16 protein-coding genes are annotated in these 16,557 nt (G+C 70.3%); 10 read left to right on the top strand and 6 right to left on the bottom strand.

Translation table 11 applies throughout. The features are described 5' to 3' along the window. Nucleotides 1-161 precede the first annotated feature (161 nt). The 3 genes from ACLLJJ_RS07520 (at nucleotide 162) to ACLLJJ_RS07510 (ending at nucleotide 2,182) form a co-directional block, all read left to right on the top strand. On the top strand, nucleotides 162-656 hold the full coding sequence (locus tag ACLLJJ_RS07520) for a cupin domain-containing protein (RefSeq protein ID WP_434588490.1): 495 nt from the start codon (nucleotides 162-164) through the stop codon (nucleotides 654-656). Between the two features lie 394 nt (nucleotides 657-1,050). After that, nucleotides 1,051-1,506 (top strand): hypothetical protein, encoded by a 456-nt coding sequence (locus ACLLJJ_RS07515; RefSeq protein ID WP_434588489.1) that lies wholly within the window; start codon nucleotides 1,051-1,053, stop codon nucleotides 1,504-1,506. A gap of 34 nt (nucleotides 1,507-1,540) precedes the next feature. Then, nucleotides 1,541-2,182: a uridine kinase gene (locus ACLLJJ_RS07510; RefSeq protein ID WP_434588488.1), complete on the top strand. Its 642-nt coding sequence runs from the start codon at nucleotides 1,541-1,543 to the stop codon at nucleotides 2,180-2,182. 436 nt (nucleotides 2,183-2,618) lie between these two features. Here the strand turns inward: ACLLJJ_RS07510 and ACLLJJ_RS07505 are convergent, their stop codons facing one another. The 3 genes from ACLLJJ_RS07505 to ACLLJJ_RS07495 all read right to left on the bottom strand — a co-directional run bounded on the left by ACLLJJ_RS07505 (nucleotide 2,619) and on the right by ACLLJJ_RS07495 (nucleotide 6,208). Continuing rightward, entirely contained in the window at nucleotides 2,619-3,554 is a 936-nt protein-coding gene (locus ACLLJJ_RS07505) for a carbohydrate kinase family protein (RefSeq protein WP_434600332.1), read from the bottom strand. Between the two features lie 158 nt (nucleotides 3,555-3,712). Then, complete coding sequence (locus ACLLJJ_RS07500) at nucleotides 3,713-4,630, bottom strand: pseudouridine-5'-phosphate glycosidase (RefSeq protein ID WP_434588487.1); 918 nt, start codon at nucleotides 4,628-4,630, stop codon at nucleotides 3,713-3,715. A gap of 120 nt (nucleotides 4,631-4,750) precedes the next feature. After that, entirely contained in the window at nucleotides 4,751-6,208 is a 1,458-nt protein-coding gene (locus ACLLJJ_RS07495) for a WGR domain-containing protein (protein ID WP_434588486.1), read from the bottom strand. Nucleotides 6,209-6,397: 189 nt separating this feature from the next. Between ACLLJJ_RS07495 and ACLLJJ_RS07490 the strand changes: the two genes are divergently transcribed. The 3 genes from ACLLJJ_RS07490 to ACLLJJ_RS07480 are packed head-to-tail and all read left to right on the top strand — an operon-like array spanning nucleotide 6,398 to nucleotide 7,167. After that, nucleotides 6,398-6,622 (top strand): hypothetical protein, encoded by a 225-nt coding sequence (locus ACLLJJ_RS07490; RefSeq protein ID WP_434588485.1) that lies wholly within the window; start codon nucleotides 6,398-6,400, stop codon nucleotides 6,620-6,622. Beyond that, a complete protein-coding gene (locus ACLLJJ_RS07485) occupies nucleotides 6,616-6,753 on the top strand; it encodes a hypothetical protein (protein ID WP_434588484.1) in 138 nt (45 codons plus the stop codon). The genes ACLLJJ_RS07490 and ACLLJJ_RS07485 overlap by 7 nt, the downstream gene beginning before the upstream one ends. A gap of 51 nt (nucleotides 6,754-6,804) precedes the next feature. Beyond that, nucleotides 6,805-7,167, top strand: coding sequence for a cupin domain-containing protein (locus ACLLJJ_RS07480; RefSeq protein WP_434588483.1), 363 nt, complete (start codon nucleotides 6,805-6,807; stop codon nucleotides 7,165-7,167). A 30-nt stretch (nucleotides 7,168-7,197) separates the two neighbouring features. Here the strand turns inward: ACLLJJ_RS07480 and ACLLJJ_RS07475 are convergent, their stop codons facing one another. From ACLLJJ_RS07475 to ACLLJJ_RS07465, 3 genes are all read right to left on the bottom strand, one after another. Beyond that, nucleotides 7,198-8,502, bottom strand: a complete 1,305-nt coding sequence (locus ACLLJJ_RS07475; protein WP_434600331.1) for an MFS transporter — start codon at nucleotides 8,500-8,502, stop codon at nucleotides 7,198-7,200. A gap of 205 nt (nucleotides 8,503-8,707) precedes the next feature. Next, the gene (locus ACLLJJ_RS07470) at nucleotides 8,708-9,271 is read right to left on the bottom strand and encodes a methylated-DNA--[protein]-cysteine S-methyltransferase (RefSeq protein ID WP_434588482.1); all 564 of its coding nucleotides are present in this window, start codon (nucleotides 9,269-9,271) and stop codon (nucleotides 8,708-8,710) included. 55 nt (nucleotides 9,272-9,326) lie between these two features. After that, nucleotides 9,327-10,208 carry a glycerophosphodiester phosphodiesterase gene (locus tag ACLLJJ_RS07465; RefSeq protein ID WP_434588481.1) on the bottom strand — a complete coding sequence of 294 codons (882 nt, stop codon included), beginning with the start codon at nucleotides 10,206-10,208 and terminating at the stop codon, nucleotides 9,327-9,329. A 254-nt stretch (nucleotides 10,209-10,462) separates the two neighbouring features. On the opposite strand from ACLLJJ_RS07465, the gene ACLLJJ_RS07460 reads away from it, so the two are divergent. The 4 genes from ACLLJJ_RS07460 to ACLLJJ_RS07445 all read left to right on the top strand — a co-directional run bounded on the left by ACLLJJ_RS07460 (nucleotide 10,463) and on the right by ACLLJJ_RS07445 (nucleotide 16,411). Further along, nucleotides 10,463-11,263, top strand: coding sequence for an MHYT domain-containing protein (locus tag ACLLJJ_RS07460; RefSeq protein WP_434588480.1), 801 nt, complete (start codon nucleotides 10,463-10,465; stop codon nucleotides 11,261-11,263). Between the two features lie 49 nt (nucleotides 11,264-11,312). Continuing rightward, complete coding sequence (uvrB, locus tag ACLLJJ_RS07455) at nucleotides 11,313-13,442, top strand: excinuclease ABC subunit UvrB (RefSeq protein WP_434588479.1); 2,130 nt, start codon at nucleotides 11,313-11,315, stop codon at nucleotides 13,440-13,442. Between the two features lie 241 nt (nucleotides 13,443-13,683). After that, nucleotides 13,684-14,262 (top strand): TerD family protein, encoded by a 579-nt coding sequence (locus ACLLJJ_RS07450; protein ID WP_434588478.1) that lies wholly within the window; start codon nucleotides 13,684-13,686, stop codon nucleotides 14,260-14,262. Between the two features lie 136 nt (nucleotides 14,263-14,398). Further along, a complete protein-coding gene (locus ACLLJJ_RS07445) occupies nucleotides 14,399-16,411 on the top strand; it encodes a TerD family protein (RefSeq protein WP_434588477.1) in 2,013 nt (670 codons plus the stop codon). Nucleotides 16,412-16,557 lie beyond the last annotated feature (146 nt).

The raw sequence follows: 16,557 nt of genomic DNA, 5'->3' as shown, positions 1-16,557 counted from the left end.
CGCGGTATCCACTCAGAAACGGTCGATACGACTGATCGCCGCATCCGGATGGTCAGGGTACGGTGAGGCGATTTTGGCGGTAGTGGTCACAGCGTGCGGTAGCCGCGGCAGCAAGGGGGGCCGGGATTCCCTGCCCGCGACGGGAGTTGAGGGGATTGGCGATGAGGTTCAAGGAACTTGTGGGACAGGGCGGTCGGCACGGATCGGTGCGCAGAGCCATCATCCTGATCGGGTGTGCGGCCGCGCTCGGCATGGTGCCGTCAGCGGCACTCGCCACCCCCGGCAGCGGAGTGACCGGCACGGTCCTGGCCACCGGCACCTCCGCCGAGACCCTGAAGGTGAAGACCAAGGGCCCCGTCGATGTGGTCGTACGCACGATCACCATCGCGCCGGGCGGATCCACCGGCTGGCACCATCACGCCGGGCAGCTGATAGTCGTCGTGCAGCAGGGCACACTGACCCGGACACTCCAGAACTGCGCCGTCGAGCGGACCACCGCGGGCCAGTCCTTCACCGAGCCCTCCGGCGCCAAGCACCGACACATCGGCCGCAACCTGGGGACCACTCCGGTCGTGCTGTACGTGACCTACATGCTGCCCGCGGGCAGCCCGCTCTCCGCCGACTCGGACGCACCGGCCTGCGCGGCGGGGAAGTAGCCGGGGAACAGCTGCGGAATAGCTGCCGAGTAGCCGCGGTGCGGGCGTGGAGCAGGCGCGGAGGGTTCGGGAGCGTGGAGGGCCCGGAGCGCGAAGGGTGCGAGGGGTTCCGAGGCAGGGGGTGCGCCACTTGGGGCGCGGGTGACGCGTCTGGCGCGCTCAGAGGTGTGGGTCCCGGGCGTGGAGGCCCGGCCCGGTGTCCGAGGTGAGGGCCCGGGGATCGGGCGCGCGGAGAGGTGCCGGGCATGGGGGCGTCAGAGGCCGTGGCCCCGGGCGGGCGTGGGCGTGCCAGAGGTGGGCGGGCCCCGCGTGTGGGCGTGCCAGAGGGGGGTGACGGGTGTGAGGCGGGTGGCTAGGTCACGCGGTCCCGGGGGCTCCGACTAGGGTCGGCTCCATGACTTCCGACCTCTGGGCCGCACTGCCCGCCGCCGTACGCGAGAACGTCGACGAACTCGTCGTCCAGGGGCGATCGGTCCAGGCCGTCTTCGCCATCCGCTCCTCCGGGGTCGAGCCGAGGCCCGGTCTCCGCGGCTGCCAGGCCCTCGTCGCCGAACGCAGCGCCGCGCTCGCCGACCGCATCGGACCCCCGCCGCTGCGCGACGTGGACACCCTCGCAACCGAGGTCGCCGCGCTGCCGGGGCCCGCGGTGGCCGTCGAGGCGGACTGGCACAGTGACGACCAGGGCTGGTTCGTGCGGCTGTTCGCGGTCATGGCCGACCCGGCGGACACCCACTGCCTGGCGCATGTCCGGCACGACCTGGGGGCCGAACAGGCGGACGTGACGGCCGCCGGACAGGCGCTCGCACAGCGGCTCGGGGTGCCATTCCGTTTCGTGGGAGTGCCTGAATGACCATGTGGTCCCCGGCGATCCGGGCCAGGTAGCCGTGCGGTTCGAAGCGATCACCTGGGATCGCCTGACCGACGCCCTCGCCGACCACCTCGCCGCGCTGAAACCGGCCGACGGCGGCCCTTGGCTCAAGGCCGCCCTCGACGGCGCACCCGCCGCCCGCACGGCAGAGGCGGCCGAGCGCCTCGCCGAGGCCCTACGGCTGCGCGGCCATACCGTTCTCGTGGTCGGCACGGAGGGATTCCTTCGGCCCGCCTCGCTGCGCCTGGAGTACGGGAAGCGGAACCCGGACACCTATTACAGCGGCTGGTTCGACACCGGCGCCCTGTGGCGCGAGGTCTTCGGGCCCCTCGAACCGGACGGCAGTGGGCGGGTCATTCCTGACCTCTGGGACCCGGCCACCGACCGGGCGACGCGCAGCCCGCACGTACAACTTCCGGCCGGCGGTGTGCTGTTGCTGCACGGACCGCTGCTCCTCGGGCACTGGTTCCCGTTCGACCTGACCGTGCACGTACGGCTGTCGCCCGGCGCCCTCGCACGGCACACCGACGTCAGCGAGCACTGGACCCTGCCGGCCTTCGCCCGTTACGAGGAGGAAGTGGGCCCATCGGAAGCAGCCGACGTCCTCGTCCGGTCCGAGGACCCACGCCATCCGGCCTGGACGGGCCTCCGCCCATAGGCGCACCGGCCGCACCCGGCGCACGCGTCCGTCACGGACGCCCGATCCAATCAACGACGCAGTGCCGCCCGGGGCCCAGGCGGCGCCCGGGGCCCTGGCCGGCACCTGGGCTCCCGCGTCGGCGCCTGGGTGGCTGCCCCCGACCTGCGGGCCCCTGATCCGGAGGTTCCCGGACCTGGAGGCCTCCCGGGCCTGTCGCACGTGCGCTGTCGTCCGAGCGGAGCCACCTCGAACACCGAGGCCACCGGGACACTCTCCACCGGGGCAACCCCCACCAGGACGACCTCGTGCCGCTCACCCCCGCCTTGCCTGACGCCGGTGCCGCTTACTCCGCCTCGTACGAGGCCCGTGCAGGACAAGGACACCCCGCCTCATACGACGCCCGTGCAGGACACCCCCGTGGTAGCCGTGGAGATACGCGCCGGGCGGCTGCCGTTCAGCCCGACCCGGGCGGGTCGGCGGTGCCTCGGAGGGGTGGCCGTCCGCCGATCACCGTCACCGCGTGCGCCCCGGCCCGGCAGCCCGCCGCGGCGGCCCCTACGTCGTTTCCCCGTGAGCCGCCCGCACCGCTGAGACGTGCGGCGAGAAACGCACCGGTGAACGCGTCGCCCGCGCCCGTCGAATCCGCCGCCTCCGCCGGGACGGGCGGGACCCGGGCCGTGACACCTCCGGCTGCCGCGAGCAGTGCCCCGTCGGCGCCCAGGGTGACGGCCACGAGCGGGAAGCGGCGGCTCAGCTTCGCCGCCGCGTCGCCCGGTTCCGGCAGACCGGTGAGCAGCCGGGCCTCGTCGACGTTGGGCAGCAGTACGTCCGCCCCCGCCACCGCGGCCAGGAACCGGTCCACTCCCAGCCCGGCGATGAAGCCCGCTGACGCGGGGTCCACGCTCACCGTCACCCCGCGCCCCCGGGCCTCCCGCAGGGCGAGACGAGCCGTCGCCCGGCTCGTGTCGGAGAAGAAGAGATACCCGGAGAGGTGAAGATGGGTGACGCCGTCGAGCAGGGACGGGGACCAGTCGGCGGGGGAGAGGCGCAGGGCCGCGCCGTTGTCGGAAAGGAACGTGCGCTCGGCGCCGGCATCGACGAGGGAGATCACGGTGCCGGTCGGCGTCTCTGCGTCGCGGACGAGATGGGGTCGCACGCCCGCGTGCCGGAGCTGCTCCTCGTGCCAGGCCGCCGAGTCCGTGCCGACCCGCGCGAGTATCCGTACGTCCGTGAGGCCCGAATGTGCGGCCCAGCAAGCGGCGTTGGCACCTGCTCCGCCCGGCAACGTCCTGATCTCGGCGGCCGTGTCGGTCGCGGGCGCCAGCGGTCCACGGTGGCGGGCCACGACGTCGGTCACCACATCGCCGATCACCAACAGGCCGCGCTCCAGGCCACCGGGCTTCACGACACCGGGCTCCACATCATCACCACCCTTCTCTCCCTGGCTCTCCGAGCCGCTGTTCTCCACGCCGCCGTCCCTCGGATCGTCGGGGGCGCCGTCGGCATCCTTCGATCCCTTGCCGTTCATGCGGGGGGTCTCGTCGCGGCTCAAGCCCGTGTCCAAGCGACCGCGATCTCCGCCGCCAGTCGTACGTTGCCCCGCACCGCCGCCAAGTTGGCCTCCAGCGACGCCCCTTCGGTGTGTCGAGCCAAGTGGTCCAGCAGGAAGGGCGTGACGGCCTGCCCCGCGATACCGCGGTCAGCGCACTCGGTCAGCGCGTCCGCCAGGACCCTGTCGTGCAGCGCCGGATCCAACTGCTCCGACTCGGCTACGGGGTTGGCGACAAGCAGCGCCGCCTCTGGGCCACCGAGCGCGTCCTGGGCCCGCATCACCGCCACCACCTCACCCGGCGTACGCACCGTCCAGTCCACCGGTTCGCCCGAACTGCTCAGGTAGAACCCCGGAAAGTGCTCCGTGCCGTATCCGAGGATGCCGACCCCGAGCGTCTCCAGTCGCTGCAACGTCGCGGGAACATCGAGGATCGACTTCACTCCCGCGCACACCACCGTGATCCGAGTCCGTGCGAGGAGCCCCAGATCCGCCGACTCGTCCTGGGTAGTGGCCCATTCGCGATGTACGCCCCCGAGCCCGCCCGTCGCGAGGATCCGCAGCCCCGCGCGCGCGGCCAGCAAGGCCGTCGCCGACACGGTCGTCGCCCCGCTCGCGCCCGCCGCCAACGCCGGCGCGAGATCGCGGTGTCCCAGCTTGCGCACCGAGTCGTCGTTCGCCACGCGCTCCAGCTGGGACTTGTCCAGCCCGACCAGCGCCCTGCCGTCGAGAACGGCAATAGTGGCAGGAGCAGCGCCCGCGGTACGGACCACCTCCTCCAGCTCTACCGCGACGCGCAGATTGCGCGGGCGTGGCAGCCCGTGCGCGATGATCGTCGATTCCAGGGCGACCACGGGACGACGCTGCTCCAGCGCCTCCCGTACTTCCTCGGACAGCAGCAGCGTGGTGTCAGGCATGCTCCATCCCTGGCGCACCCGCGCCGCCCGCAAACCTCGTCACCCGAGCCTCAGCAGGCTCTCGACCGCCAACAGGGCTCAAAACAAGGGGTGTTGGCGTGAGCTTGCTGTCCGCCCGCCCTACACCAGGCGCTTTATCTCTCCCCGCACCCGGTAGAAACCACCCTGCGACGTGTGCAGCGCGTCGACGACGTAACGGGTGCCGAGCTGACGCATGGAGCGGGGGAACTGGACGTTCCATGCCGGCTCATAACCCTCGGACACTACGTGGACTCGCATCCGGCCACCCTCCTGGACGCATTCGACGACCACGCCGGCCCCCGGCGCGGGCATCGCGCTGACCGTCGCGATGGACGTCGTGGGCATATAGGTGGGAAGTGCCGCCGCCTGCTTGATGTCCATGGCGACCGGCACGGAGCCGGACTGGGCGGCGGAGATCGCAGCCTCACTCGCGTCGATACAGGCCAGCGAGCCGTCGGTGGTCACTATGTAGAGCTTCTCGCCGCGGTACTGCATGGACAGCGCCGAACCGCCGCCCGTGCCGAGCTTCCACAGTCGGGTGCCGTTGGCGTCGAAGCAGTACACGGACGAGGACGAGTCGCCCGCGAAGACATAGCGACCGCCCGGGGAGGTGGCGCAGGAGTACACCGACGAGTCGCACTGGTACCTGGCCTCGATACGACCGGTGGCCTTGGACAGCCGCTCGACGACCCGCCGACCGGTGCCCGCGTACACCGCGGTGTCCTCCTGCCAGCCGAACAGCACGTTCCCCGTGGTGGCCGTGTGCCACAACTCCCCGCTGCCGTCGCTCGCGTAGGCCGTCACCCCGCTCGTGTGCCCGTGGTAGACGGCTTCCTCGTCCGCCCGCACCATCCAGGCGCTGTCGCCCGTCGAGCGGCGTGACCACTGGAACTCGTCCTCGTGGTCGATCACGGTGAGTCCGCCGTTGCGGTCCGCGACATTCAGGACGCCCTCATGGATGTCCAGCCAGAAGATGTCGACGTCTTCCGCGATCTCGTACGCCGCGAACGGCAGCTTCGACGACAGGTCGTACACCCTCCCGTCGTCACAGCCCGCGTAGATCCAGAAATCGTCCGCGACCAGGCACTTCACCCCGTCGGGCAGCTGATACCTGGCCAGCACCTCGCCGTCGTGGCCCAGGGTGTAGACATCGCCGTTCTGATTGCCGACCCAGCACCGGTCCTCCTCGATGTGGATTCCGAGGGCCGTCGCGCCGGTGCGGAACCGCCACAGCACCGGGGCCGTGGCGCGCGCCGTGGACGGCGCCGAGGTCACCTGGCGGCGTGACACGGCGCGGGCGGCCCGCTGCCCCTGTACCGCCGGCGCGTACCCCTTGCGCACCTTCTCGCCGACCTTCTTCGCCGCTGCTGCCTTCGCCTTCTCCACGCTGGGGAACGTCGATGTCTGGAGCTGGCCGCCCGCGCCGATCCGTCCGTAACGCACCGACACCGTCAGCCTGTCGACGGTCACTTCGTAGAACTTGTGCGCCCCGCCGTCGTCCTGCGACAGCTCCAGATACGTTGTCTCCCGCGAAACCCGCGTCCTGGCAGCAGACATGGCACACCCCTCCCCAAGGACCGGCCGGTGCAGCCGATCTCGACTGATCCCAAAGTAGAGCCAGCCACTGACAATCGGTCCTGAGGTCGGTGGGCACACGTCGAGCCGTGTGTGCGTCGGCCATGCAGGTTGCCGCATCTGCCCGCGCTCGTAGGGGTGTTCAGCGCACCGTGGATACGCGCATGGCACATGCGCCTTGTGTGGGAGCTTCTCCACCCGTGGCGGGTGCGGCTGCCGCCCGACTTCGCCCGGTCCAGTACGGCCACACCGATCGCCGCGAGGCCGATCCGGATCAGCCGCCCCACCCAGTCGACGTCGTCCGTGTCGGACACGTCGAGGCCCTGGGCGATCGCCGTGCCGAGCAGCGCGGCCGCGATGCTCACCGGAATCGTCCGTAGGACGCCGACGTGCTGATGGCCGGGCCGGGCCAGCCGGCCCGGGATGCCGAAGACGTGCCGATCACGATCGCGCTGAAGATGCCCGAGATCTCCATGCTTCTCTCCTCGCGGAGGCGTGTGCCGGGCCGGATGCCCCGTATCGCCTGATGCCTGCCTCACTGCTGGGCGCCCCGCGGCGTCCGGCTAAGGTGTCGCGCCATGACGACAATTGATCAAGTTCCCCCGTCCTTCGCCGTGCACATCCCGGACGCCGAACTGGAGCCGGAGCCGCTCGACCCGGAGCAGATCGTCTCCGGTGAGCCGGTGGTGACGGGCAAGCTGCTGTGGGAGTCCCCCGACGGCAAGCAGCTTCGCGGCATCTGGCAGATCACGCCCGGCGTGGTCACCGACATTGAGGCCAACGAGCTCTTCGTGGTGGTCAGCGGGCGCGCCACCGTGCAGGTGGAGGGCGGCGCGACCCTGGAGATCGGCGCGGGTGACGCGTGTGTGCTGCGCGAGGGGGACCGTACGACGTGGACCGTGCACGAGACGCTGCGCAAGGCCTACCACATCAGTCTTTGACGTCATCAACCTTTGACGTCGTTCCTGACCTCAGTCCTGATCAGTCTTGAGATCGCTATTGAACTCGGCCTTGACGGGACTCGTCGGCGGGCGGCGGGCGGCGAGCAGAGCGAGCGTGGCCATCGGCAGGAGCAGGCAGGCGCCGATCGCGTTGAGCCAGCCGTAGCCCGCCTGCGAGACGATGAGTCCCGCGGCTGCCCCCCCGATGCCCGCTGCCGTGTTCATCGTCAGGTCCGACAACCCCTGGACGGCGGCGCGGGCCTGCTGCGGCACCGAGTCGGTGAGCAGGGCGGACCCCGAGACCAGACCCGCGGACCAGCCGAGACCCAGCACGAACAGACCGGCCGCGGTCTGCGCGTGGCTCGGACCTGCCGTGCCGGCCAGCAACGCGGCGAAACTGAGCAGGCCCACCGCGAGCCCGATGACCGCGAGGCGTCCGATGCGGTCGGACAGCCAGCCCATGACCGGTGAGAACGCGTACATACCGGCGATGTGACCGCTGATGACGAGGCCGACCAGTTCGAGACCGGCCCCGTGATGGCCCAGGTCGACGGGGGTCATCACCATGATCGAAACCATGACGGTGTGCGTAGCGGCCACGGTCACCAGGGCGAGTCTCGCGTGCGGTGAGGCCTTGACCGCTGTGATGCCCGCGCGCAGTGAGCGGCCTTCCGCGGACTGCGACTCCGGCGGGGCCAAGGCCCGCGCGGTGAGGAGGGGGTCGGGGCGCAGCAGCACCGCGACCACCAGGCCCGTGATCAGGAAGATGCCGGCAGCCCACAGGAAGGGGCCCGCCGTCTGGGGAATCGACGTTCCGGCGAAGCCCCGGCCCGCGGGGGCCGCGATGTTGGGGCCGAGGACGGCGCCGATCGTTGTCGCCCATACGACCGTGGAGATGGCGCGGGCGCGCCGGTCCGGCGGGGCCAGGTCGGCGGCGGCGAACCGGGCCTGGAGGTTGGCCGAGGACGCGGCGCCGAAGCCGGCCATGCCGAGCAGCAGCAGCGGAAAGTTGCCGATGACGGCGGCGAGCACCACGAGGCCGGCGCCCAGTGCACCGATCAGATAGGCCAGGACAAGCCCAGGGCGCCGGCCGCGTGAGGTCATCAGGGCGGCCAGAGGTATCGAAAGCAGCGCCGTACCGGCCACGGACGCGGTCGGCGCCAGCCCGGACAGAGCCTCGGTGCCGCTGACCTCTGTGGCCAGAACGGGGGCGAGCGCGATGCCCATGGGCACGCCGAGGCCGCCCAGGATCTGGCTCACGATGAGCACGGCGGTGGTGCGCCGCTGAAGCGTCCGCACCGCCTCGGGCCCGAGCACGGTCGCCGCCGCGCTCACCTTGCCGGCGGAGCCGCCGGTCGCCTTGTCGGTCGTAGTCACCGCCGAAGTGTGCCAGCCCGTACGTATGCACGAAACCGGATATGGCTCGGGACTCGGAACAGAGTCCTCTCGGGTCGGAACAGCGCCCTCTCGGGTCGGAACAGCAATTTTCGCAGGACAGCCGCTTCCTAGGAGCAGCGACTTCCTCAGAACAGCCGCTTCCTCAGAACAGTGGGCGGGGCAGTACCCCTTCCAGGGCCAGCAACACCCGCTTGGTCTCCAGGCCGCCCCCGAACCCGCCGAGACCGCCGTCGCTCTCCACCACGCGGTGACAGGGCACCACCACAGGCAGCGGGTTCGAACCCATCGCCGCCCCCACGGCCTGCGCCGCGCCGGGCTGCCCCACGCGCCTCGCCAGGTCTCCGTATCCGACCACCGCGCCGTACGGAACGCCGGTCGCCAGCTCCCGCAGCACCTGCCGGTTGAACCCGGAGGTCAGCGACCAGTCGAGCGGCAGATCGAAGTCGCGCAGCTCGCCCGCGAAGTACGCCGCGAGCTGCCGTATGGGCTCGGCCAGTCGGGCGGAGCCGGGGGCCTCGACCACCTCGGCCCCCAACTGCGCGCGCAACTGGGCGAGAGCCTTCTGCTGGACTGCGGGATCCGCATGGAAGATCACGCTCACCAGTCCCTCGCCGGTGGCGGCGAGCAGCAGCGACCCGATGTCGGTGTCGCCGCTGCCGATGACGGCCCACTCCACGAACTGCCCGCCCTGCTCGTCGCTCCTCATGCCAGCCACGGTACGACCGGGCACTGACAGCCGGCCGGTGACGGCGGACCCGGGGTTACGAACCGACCGCCTCTTGCACGACGTCAGGGGTGTTGCTGATGATCCCGTCGACCCCGAAATCGCGCACCCGTACCGCGCCCGCCGCGTCGTTGACCGTCCAGGTGTTGACCCGCAGCTTCTTGCCGTGCACGCCCTTCAGTCGGTGCACCGCGTCGACATAGTCGGCCGTCAACGAGGTGTGCGTCGGATTGATCTGGTCCGTGAACTCCGCGTACGCGGGCAGTTCGGCGACGGCCGGTGTGCCGAGGAAGCCGGTCGTCAGGTCGGGCCGCTGCCTGTGCACCTCCTTGACGCTGTCGGCGCCGAAACTCTGGATGACCAGGCTGTGCCTGACGTGATGGCGGCTCAGCCATCCCTCCTGGCGCAGGACGCGCAGGGCGTCCCTCTCGATGCCCGGGTAGAGCGCGGGCACCTTGATCTCCAGGAGCAGCTTCTGGTGATTGCGGTCGACCCTGTTCAGGTACTGCTTGAGTGTCGGCACGCGTGCGCCCGCGTACGCGTGGCCGAACCAGCTGCCCGCGTCCAGCTTGGCGATCTCCGCTGCGGTGAAGTCCTTGACCTTCCACGGCGACCGGCCCGGGAAGACCTGCTCGACATCGGTGGTCCGCGCGAGACTGTCGTCGTGGACGACCACCAACTCGCCGTCCCTGGTGCGCTGTACGTCGTTCTCCACCCAGTCGATGCCCATCCGGTCGGCCGCATCGACCGCCGCCAGGGTGTTCTCCGGCGCGTACGCCGATGCTCCCCGGTGGGCGATGACGGCGGGGGCGTCGTGCTGCCCCGCGGGAGCGGCGGCCTGAGCGGCGGAGCCGGGCAGCAGCAGCGCGGTGGCACTCAGGAGTGCGGCTGCCGCGGCCGGGACGGTGCGTGCGTACACAAGGACTCCTCGCATCGACTGATCACGGACGGTCCGACAGTGGCAGCAATCGGCCAACGAAAGACAGGCGAAGGATGGCCACGAAATGAATCAAACAGCCTGGGCCGTGTCACGTGTCAGTTTCTGTGTCGATGAAATGCTGCAAAAACATGTTCGGATCATGCGGATCGGCTTACTCTCGCCCCCAACCAGGGCCTCCGCACCATTCTTCGGGCCTCTCTCCCAACGGGCACGGCCGAAGGGGCGGTAAGGGTATGCAGGGCACTGTCGACGGGTTCAGCTACGGTCTCGTCACCCCGGTGGCGGCGTACGTCATGGCGTGTCTCGGTGGCGCCCTCGGGCTGCGCTGCACCGCCAGGTCGTTGATGGATGAACGCGGCTGGAAGGCGGGCTGGCTCGCCCTGGGGGCGACCGCCATCGGCTCGGGCATCTGGACCATGCACTTCATCGCGATGATGGGCTTCACCGTCAAGGAGACGCCGCTGAACTACGACTCCTCCCTGACCTTCGCCAGCCTCGGCGTGGCCATCGTCATGGTCGGTGTCGGCATCTTCATCGTTGGATACCGCGGCGTCACCCCCATGGCCCTGGTGACCGGCGGCACGATCACCGGCCTGGGCATCGCCACCATGCACTACCTCGGCATGGCCGGAATGCGACTGCGCGGTCAGCTCCAGTACGACACCTTCACCGTCGCGCTCTCCGTGGTGATCGCGGTCGTGGCCGCGACCGCCGCCCTCTGGGCGGCCGTATCGATCCGTGGCTTCCTGGCCAGCCTGGGCGCCAGCCTCCTCATGGGCATAGCGGCGAGTGGCATGCACTACACCGGCATGGCCGGGCTCAGCGTCCATCTGCACGGGGCCACGAGCGCCCCCGGCGGAGAGCCGCCGGCCATGTTCCTCGCGCCGATGCTGATCGGCCCGATAGTTTTCCTGTTCATCGCGGGCGTGGTGGTGATGTTCGATCCGCTGCTGGTGATGGGCCGCCCGGACTGGCGGAGCCCGCCCGGGGCCGACGTCCCGCGACCGGCCCTGAGGCCCATGCGGCGCCGGTGACCCGAGCGATCACCACGTGAGTGTCAGTGCCGAGTCGTACGGTTGGTGCATGCGGCCCGTTTCCAAGATCGAACGTACGGTGGCGCCCTTCGAGGTCGTCAGTTCCTACCAGCCCAGCGGTGACCAGCCGGCGGCCATCGCCGAGCTGGAGCGGCGCATTCGCGCAGGTGAGAAGGATGTCGTCCTGCTCGGTGCGACAGGCACCGGCAAGTCGGCGACCACCGCCTGGATGATCGAGAAGCTCCAGCGCCCCACGCTCGTCATGGCGCCGAACAAGACCCTCGCCGCTCAGCTGGCGAACGAGTTCCGCGAGCTCCTGCCCAACAACGCCGTCGAGTACTTCGTCTCGTACTACGACTACTACCAGCCCGAGGCGTATGTCCCGCAGTCGGACACCTACATCGAGAAGGACTCCTCGATCAACGAGGAGGTCGAGCGTCTGCGCCACTCCGCGACGAACTCGCTGCTGACCCGGCGGGACGTCATCGTGGTCGCTTCCGTCTCCTGTATCTACGGCCTCGGCACCCCGCAGGAGTACGTGGACCGCATGGTGCCGCTGAAGGTCGGCGAGGAGATCGACCGCGACCAACTGCTGCGCCGCTTCGTCGAGATCCAGTACACCCGCAACGACGTGGCCTTCGCACGCGGCACCTTCCGGGTCCGCGGCGACACCATCGAGATCTTCCCGGTGTACGAGGAGCTGGCCGTCCGCATCGAGATGTTCGGCGACGAGATCGAAGCGCTCTCCACGCTCCACCCGCTCACCGGCGAGATCATCAGCGAGGACCGGGAGCTGTACGTCTTTCCGGCCAGCCATTACGTCGCGGGCCCCGAGCGCATGGAGAAGGCGGTCAGGGGCATCGAGAAGGAGCTGGAGGAGCGGCTCGCCGAGATGGAGAAGCAGGGCAAGATGCTGGAGGCCCAGCGACTGCGCATGCGCACCACCTATGACCTGGAGATGATGCGCCAGATCGGCAGCTGCTCGGGCATCGAGAACTACTCGATGCACATGGACGACCGCGAGCCCGGTACGGCTCCGCACACTCTGATCGACTATTTCCCCGAAGACTTCCTGCTGGTCATCGACGAGTCGCATGTCACCGTTCCGCAGATCGGCGCGATGTACGAGGGGGACGCGTCCCGCAAGCGGACCCTGGTCGAGCACGGCTTCCGGTTGCCGTCCGCGATGGACAACCGGCCGTTGAAGTGGGAGGAGTTCCAAAAGCGCGTCGGCCAGGCGGTCTACCTGTCCGCGACCCCCGGTGCGTACGAGCTCTCCCGCTCCGACGGCTTCGTGGAGCAGATCATCCGGCCCACCGGCCTCATCGACCCCGAGGTGATCGTCAAGCCCACCGAGGGGCAGATCGACGACCTGGTGCACGAGATCAGGAAGCGCACCGAGAAGGACGAGCGCGTCCTGGTCACCACGCTCACCAAGAAGATGTCCGAGGACCTCACCGAGTACTTCCTCGAACTGGGCATTCAGGTCCGCTATCTCCACAGCGACGTCGACACACTGCGCCGCATCGAGCTGCTGCGCGAGCTGCGGGCCGGTGAGTACGACGTCCTGGTCGGCATCAACCTGCTGCGTGAGGGCCTCGACCTTCCCGAGGTGTCGCTGGTCGCCATCCTCGACGCCGACAAGCAGGGCTTCCTGCGCTCCGGCACCTCCCTGATCCAGACCATCGGCCGCGCGGCGCGCAATGTCTCCGGCCAGGTCCACATGTACGCGGACACGATCACCCCGGCGATGGAGAAGGCCATCGACGAGACCAACCGGCGCCGTGAGAAGCAGGTCGCGTACAACACCAAGCACGGGATCGATCCGCAGCCGCTGCGTAAGAAGATTAACGACATCGTCGCCACGATCGCGCGCGAGCAGGTCGACACCGAGCAACTCCTCGGCTCCGGTTACCGGCAGGCGAAGGACGGCAAGGGAGCCAAGGCTCCGGTGCCCGCGCTCGGCGGCAAGGCGGCCAAGGCCGGCGCCGCGGGCAAGAAGGGCGAGGTCCTCACCGACCGCCCGGCTGCCGAACTGGCCCAGCTCATCGAGGAGATGACCGAGCGGATGCGCGGTGCCGCGGCTGAGCTCCAGTTCGAGGTCGCCGCCAGGCTGCGCGACGAGGTGGGCGAGCTCAAGAAGGAGCTGCGCCAGATGCGGGAGGCGGGGCAGGCCTGACCGTTGGGGCCGGTCCCGGCGGAGCGGGGGAGGGCAGGCCATACCGCCGGAACGCCGGGCCGCGTCCGACGGGCCAGGCCCGACCCGCCGGCATCGGACAGGGTCGTGCAGCGGCGCACTTTATGTGTTGCAAGACCGACACAAAATGCACCGGGGCTGCGGCTCGCTCGGCGCCACTGCGTAGGGTGCTGCTCAGCCGCACACACGGGCGGTGCAAGGCTTTGGGGAGAGGGGACAGCGCGTGACGGTCAACATGACCAAGGGCCAGGCCATCAGCCTGCAGAAGAGCGACGGGGCAACCCTGACCGCGGTGCGGATGGGGCTCGGCTGGCAGGCGGCGCCGCGTCGCGGCTTGTTCGGCTCTCGCACGCGGGAAGTCGACCTCGATGCCTCGGCGGTGCTGTTCGCGGACAAGCAGCCGGTGGACGTGGTCTTCTTCCGTCACCTCGTCAGCGACGACGGTTCGGTGAAGCACACCGGCGACAACCTGGTCGGCGGCGCCGGTCAGGGTGGCGACGACGAGGCGATCCTCGTCGACCTCCAGCGTGTTCCGGTGCACATCGACCAGATCGTTTTCACGGTGAACTCCTTCACCGGCCAGACGTTCCAGGAAGTGCAGAACGCGTTCTGTCGCATCGTCGACGAGACCAACGGCCAGGAAATGGCCCGCTACACCCTCGACGGCGGCGGCCAGTACACCGCCCAGATCATGGCGAAGGTGCACCGGGCGGGCGCGGGATGGCAGATGACGGCCATCGGCACCCCGGCCAACGGCCGTACTTTCCAGGACTTGATGCCGTCGATCCTGCCGCACCTCTGAGCAGAGACGATCTCGGTACACGCAGCTCCCGGAGGCATCGCGCCGCCGGGAGCTGCACCACTTGCATCACGTGCACCACTCGGCGCCGCCAGGCTCCGAACGATTCAAATCGACTTCGACGTGGGGGAGACAGGCGATGACGGCCGAGCTGGTCCGGGGACAGAACCATCCATTGCCCCAGGCCCGTTTGGAGATCCGGGTCTCGGCCGGCAAGCCGATCGTGGCCGGTGCCACGCTCGGCGACGAGCAGGGCACCGTACGCGGTACGGAGTGGGTCGCCCACCCCGGTTCGCCCCATCTCCCCGGGCTCGAAGTGTCCAAGCAGGCCGCGGCCGACCACCGGCTGGCCGTCGACCTCGGGGCCCTGCCCGAGTCCGTGCACCGGGTGAGCGTCCTGCTCGCCCTCCCCCTGGGCGTCGGCGGCCCCAGCAGCTTCGGTGCGCTCGCCGCCCCCTTCGTCGCCGTCACCGTGCTCGACGGCTCCGAGGTCGCCAGCTACACGGTCACCGGCCTGGACAGCGAGTCGGCGGTCGTCGCCCTGGAGCTCTACCGCCGGCAGGGCGCCTGGAAAGTACGTGCCGTCGGTCAGGGATACGCGGGCGGCCTCGCCGAGATGCTCGCCGACCAGGGCCTGCCCCAGGCCAACGAGCTCGCCACCGCCATCCAGGAAGCCGTGAGCAGCGGGCTGGCCCGCTCCGTGCAGGCGCCCCCGCCCCGCGCCCAGGACGACGACCGGGCGCGGCCCACCGCATCCCGGACGAGTGCCCGTCAGGAGCAGGCAGGCAACGGGGCAACCCCGGCCGACGCCGCTCCCACGGCCATGCCGGCGCCCGCTGCGTCCGATGCCGCGCGCGGCTCCGCGACCGGCGCCCCGTCCGCCGCGGTCCCCGGCGGCCCGGAGGCCGGCGCCCCGCAGGCCGCCGGCGGCCCCATCGATTACGCGCACCCCCGCCGCCAGAACACCGCGCCCCCACCGCCGCCGCCCACCGCGCCGCCCGCCCCGCCGGGGCAGCCCGCACCGCCCGTCGCGGGCGACGCGACCGGCTGGTCCATGGAGGAGCGGCTGTACAACCAGGTGTGGGGCATGTTCGAGGACCTGGCCCGCACCACCGCGGCGTACCGCAGTGCCGTGGACTTCGCCGAGTCGAGGATGGAGCAGGAGCTCGACAAGGTGCTCTCCGACCCGCGCAGCCGGATCGGGAGCGCGGGCGACGCCGCCCGCCAAGCGGCCCGTACCAAGCACGACAACCTCGTCGAGCAGGCCCGCGTGGTGCTGGAGCGGGACCTCGCGCAGCTCGTCGCCGAGGCCGAAGTGGTCGAGCCCGCCCTGCCCCCGGCCTTCGCCTCCTGGCACAACCCCACCTGGCACGGCTACCGGGTCCCCATGGAGATCCCGATGGCGCTGCGCCTCGGTGATCTCCAACTGCCCGAGCGCCCGGATCTGCGCATCCCGATGCTGGTACGGCTGCCGCTGGAGCGCGGCATGTGGATCGACAGTGGCCGTTCCGGTTCCGAGGCCGCGCTGATGCTGGACTCGCACCAGCTGCGCAGGGCCGCCATGGACACCGCGGTCGCGCATGCCGCACGGCTGTTGGCGGCCTACCCCGCGGGGGAGTTCACCGTCCATGTCATCGACCCGGCGGGCTCGGGCGCGCTCGCGCTGGCCCCGCTGACCGGGTTCGGGGTGCTCGACGCACCGCCCGCGGCCGGTGCGCAGGGCGTCAGCGCGGTGCTGGCCAAGCTCACCCAGCGCGTGGACCTGGTGCAGATGGCGGTGCGCGGACGCGCCGCCGACGCGCTCCCGCCCGATCTGGACACGGCCGAGCAGCTACTGATCGTCAATGACTTCCCGCACGGCTTCGACGACCGCGCCGTCACCCAGCTGCGCTATCTCGCCGACGAGGGCCCGGCCGTCGGCGTGCACCTGATGATGGTCGCCGACCGCGAGGACGCGAGTGAGTACGGGCCGGTGCTCGACCCGCTGTGGCGGTCGCTGCTGCGGGTCACCCCGGTGCCCGACGACCACCTGGTCGACCCGTGGGTCGGCCATGTGTGGACGTACGAGCCGATGCTGCCGCCGGCCGGCAGCCAGGTGCTGCAGGAGGTTCTGGCCCGGGTGGCGGCGGCGAGGCGGTCGCTGCGCGGCTGACAACTCCACGCTCGACCTGCGCTCTTGGGGCACTTTTACCATCCCCTTTACCTTCCCTTGGGTATTCCTGTACTCTTCGAGCAGCGGAGGGGAGTACTCCCGGCTGCGACGTACCCGTCAATACGGACCGCCATCGGTCCCGGGGC

The organism is Streptomyces sp. A5-4, from assembly GCF_051131715.1.
In the GTDB taxonomy this organism is placed as follows: domain Bacteria; phylum Actinomycetota; class Actinomycetes; order Streptomycetales; family Streptomycetaceae; genus Streptomyces.
Note: the sequence above shows the minus strand (reverse complement) of the source record. Positions and strands in the feature narration are given on the sequence as shown.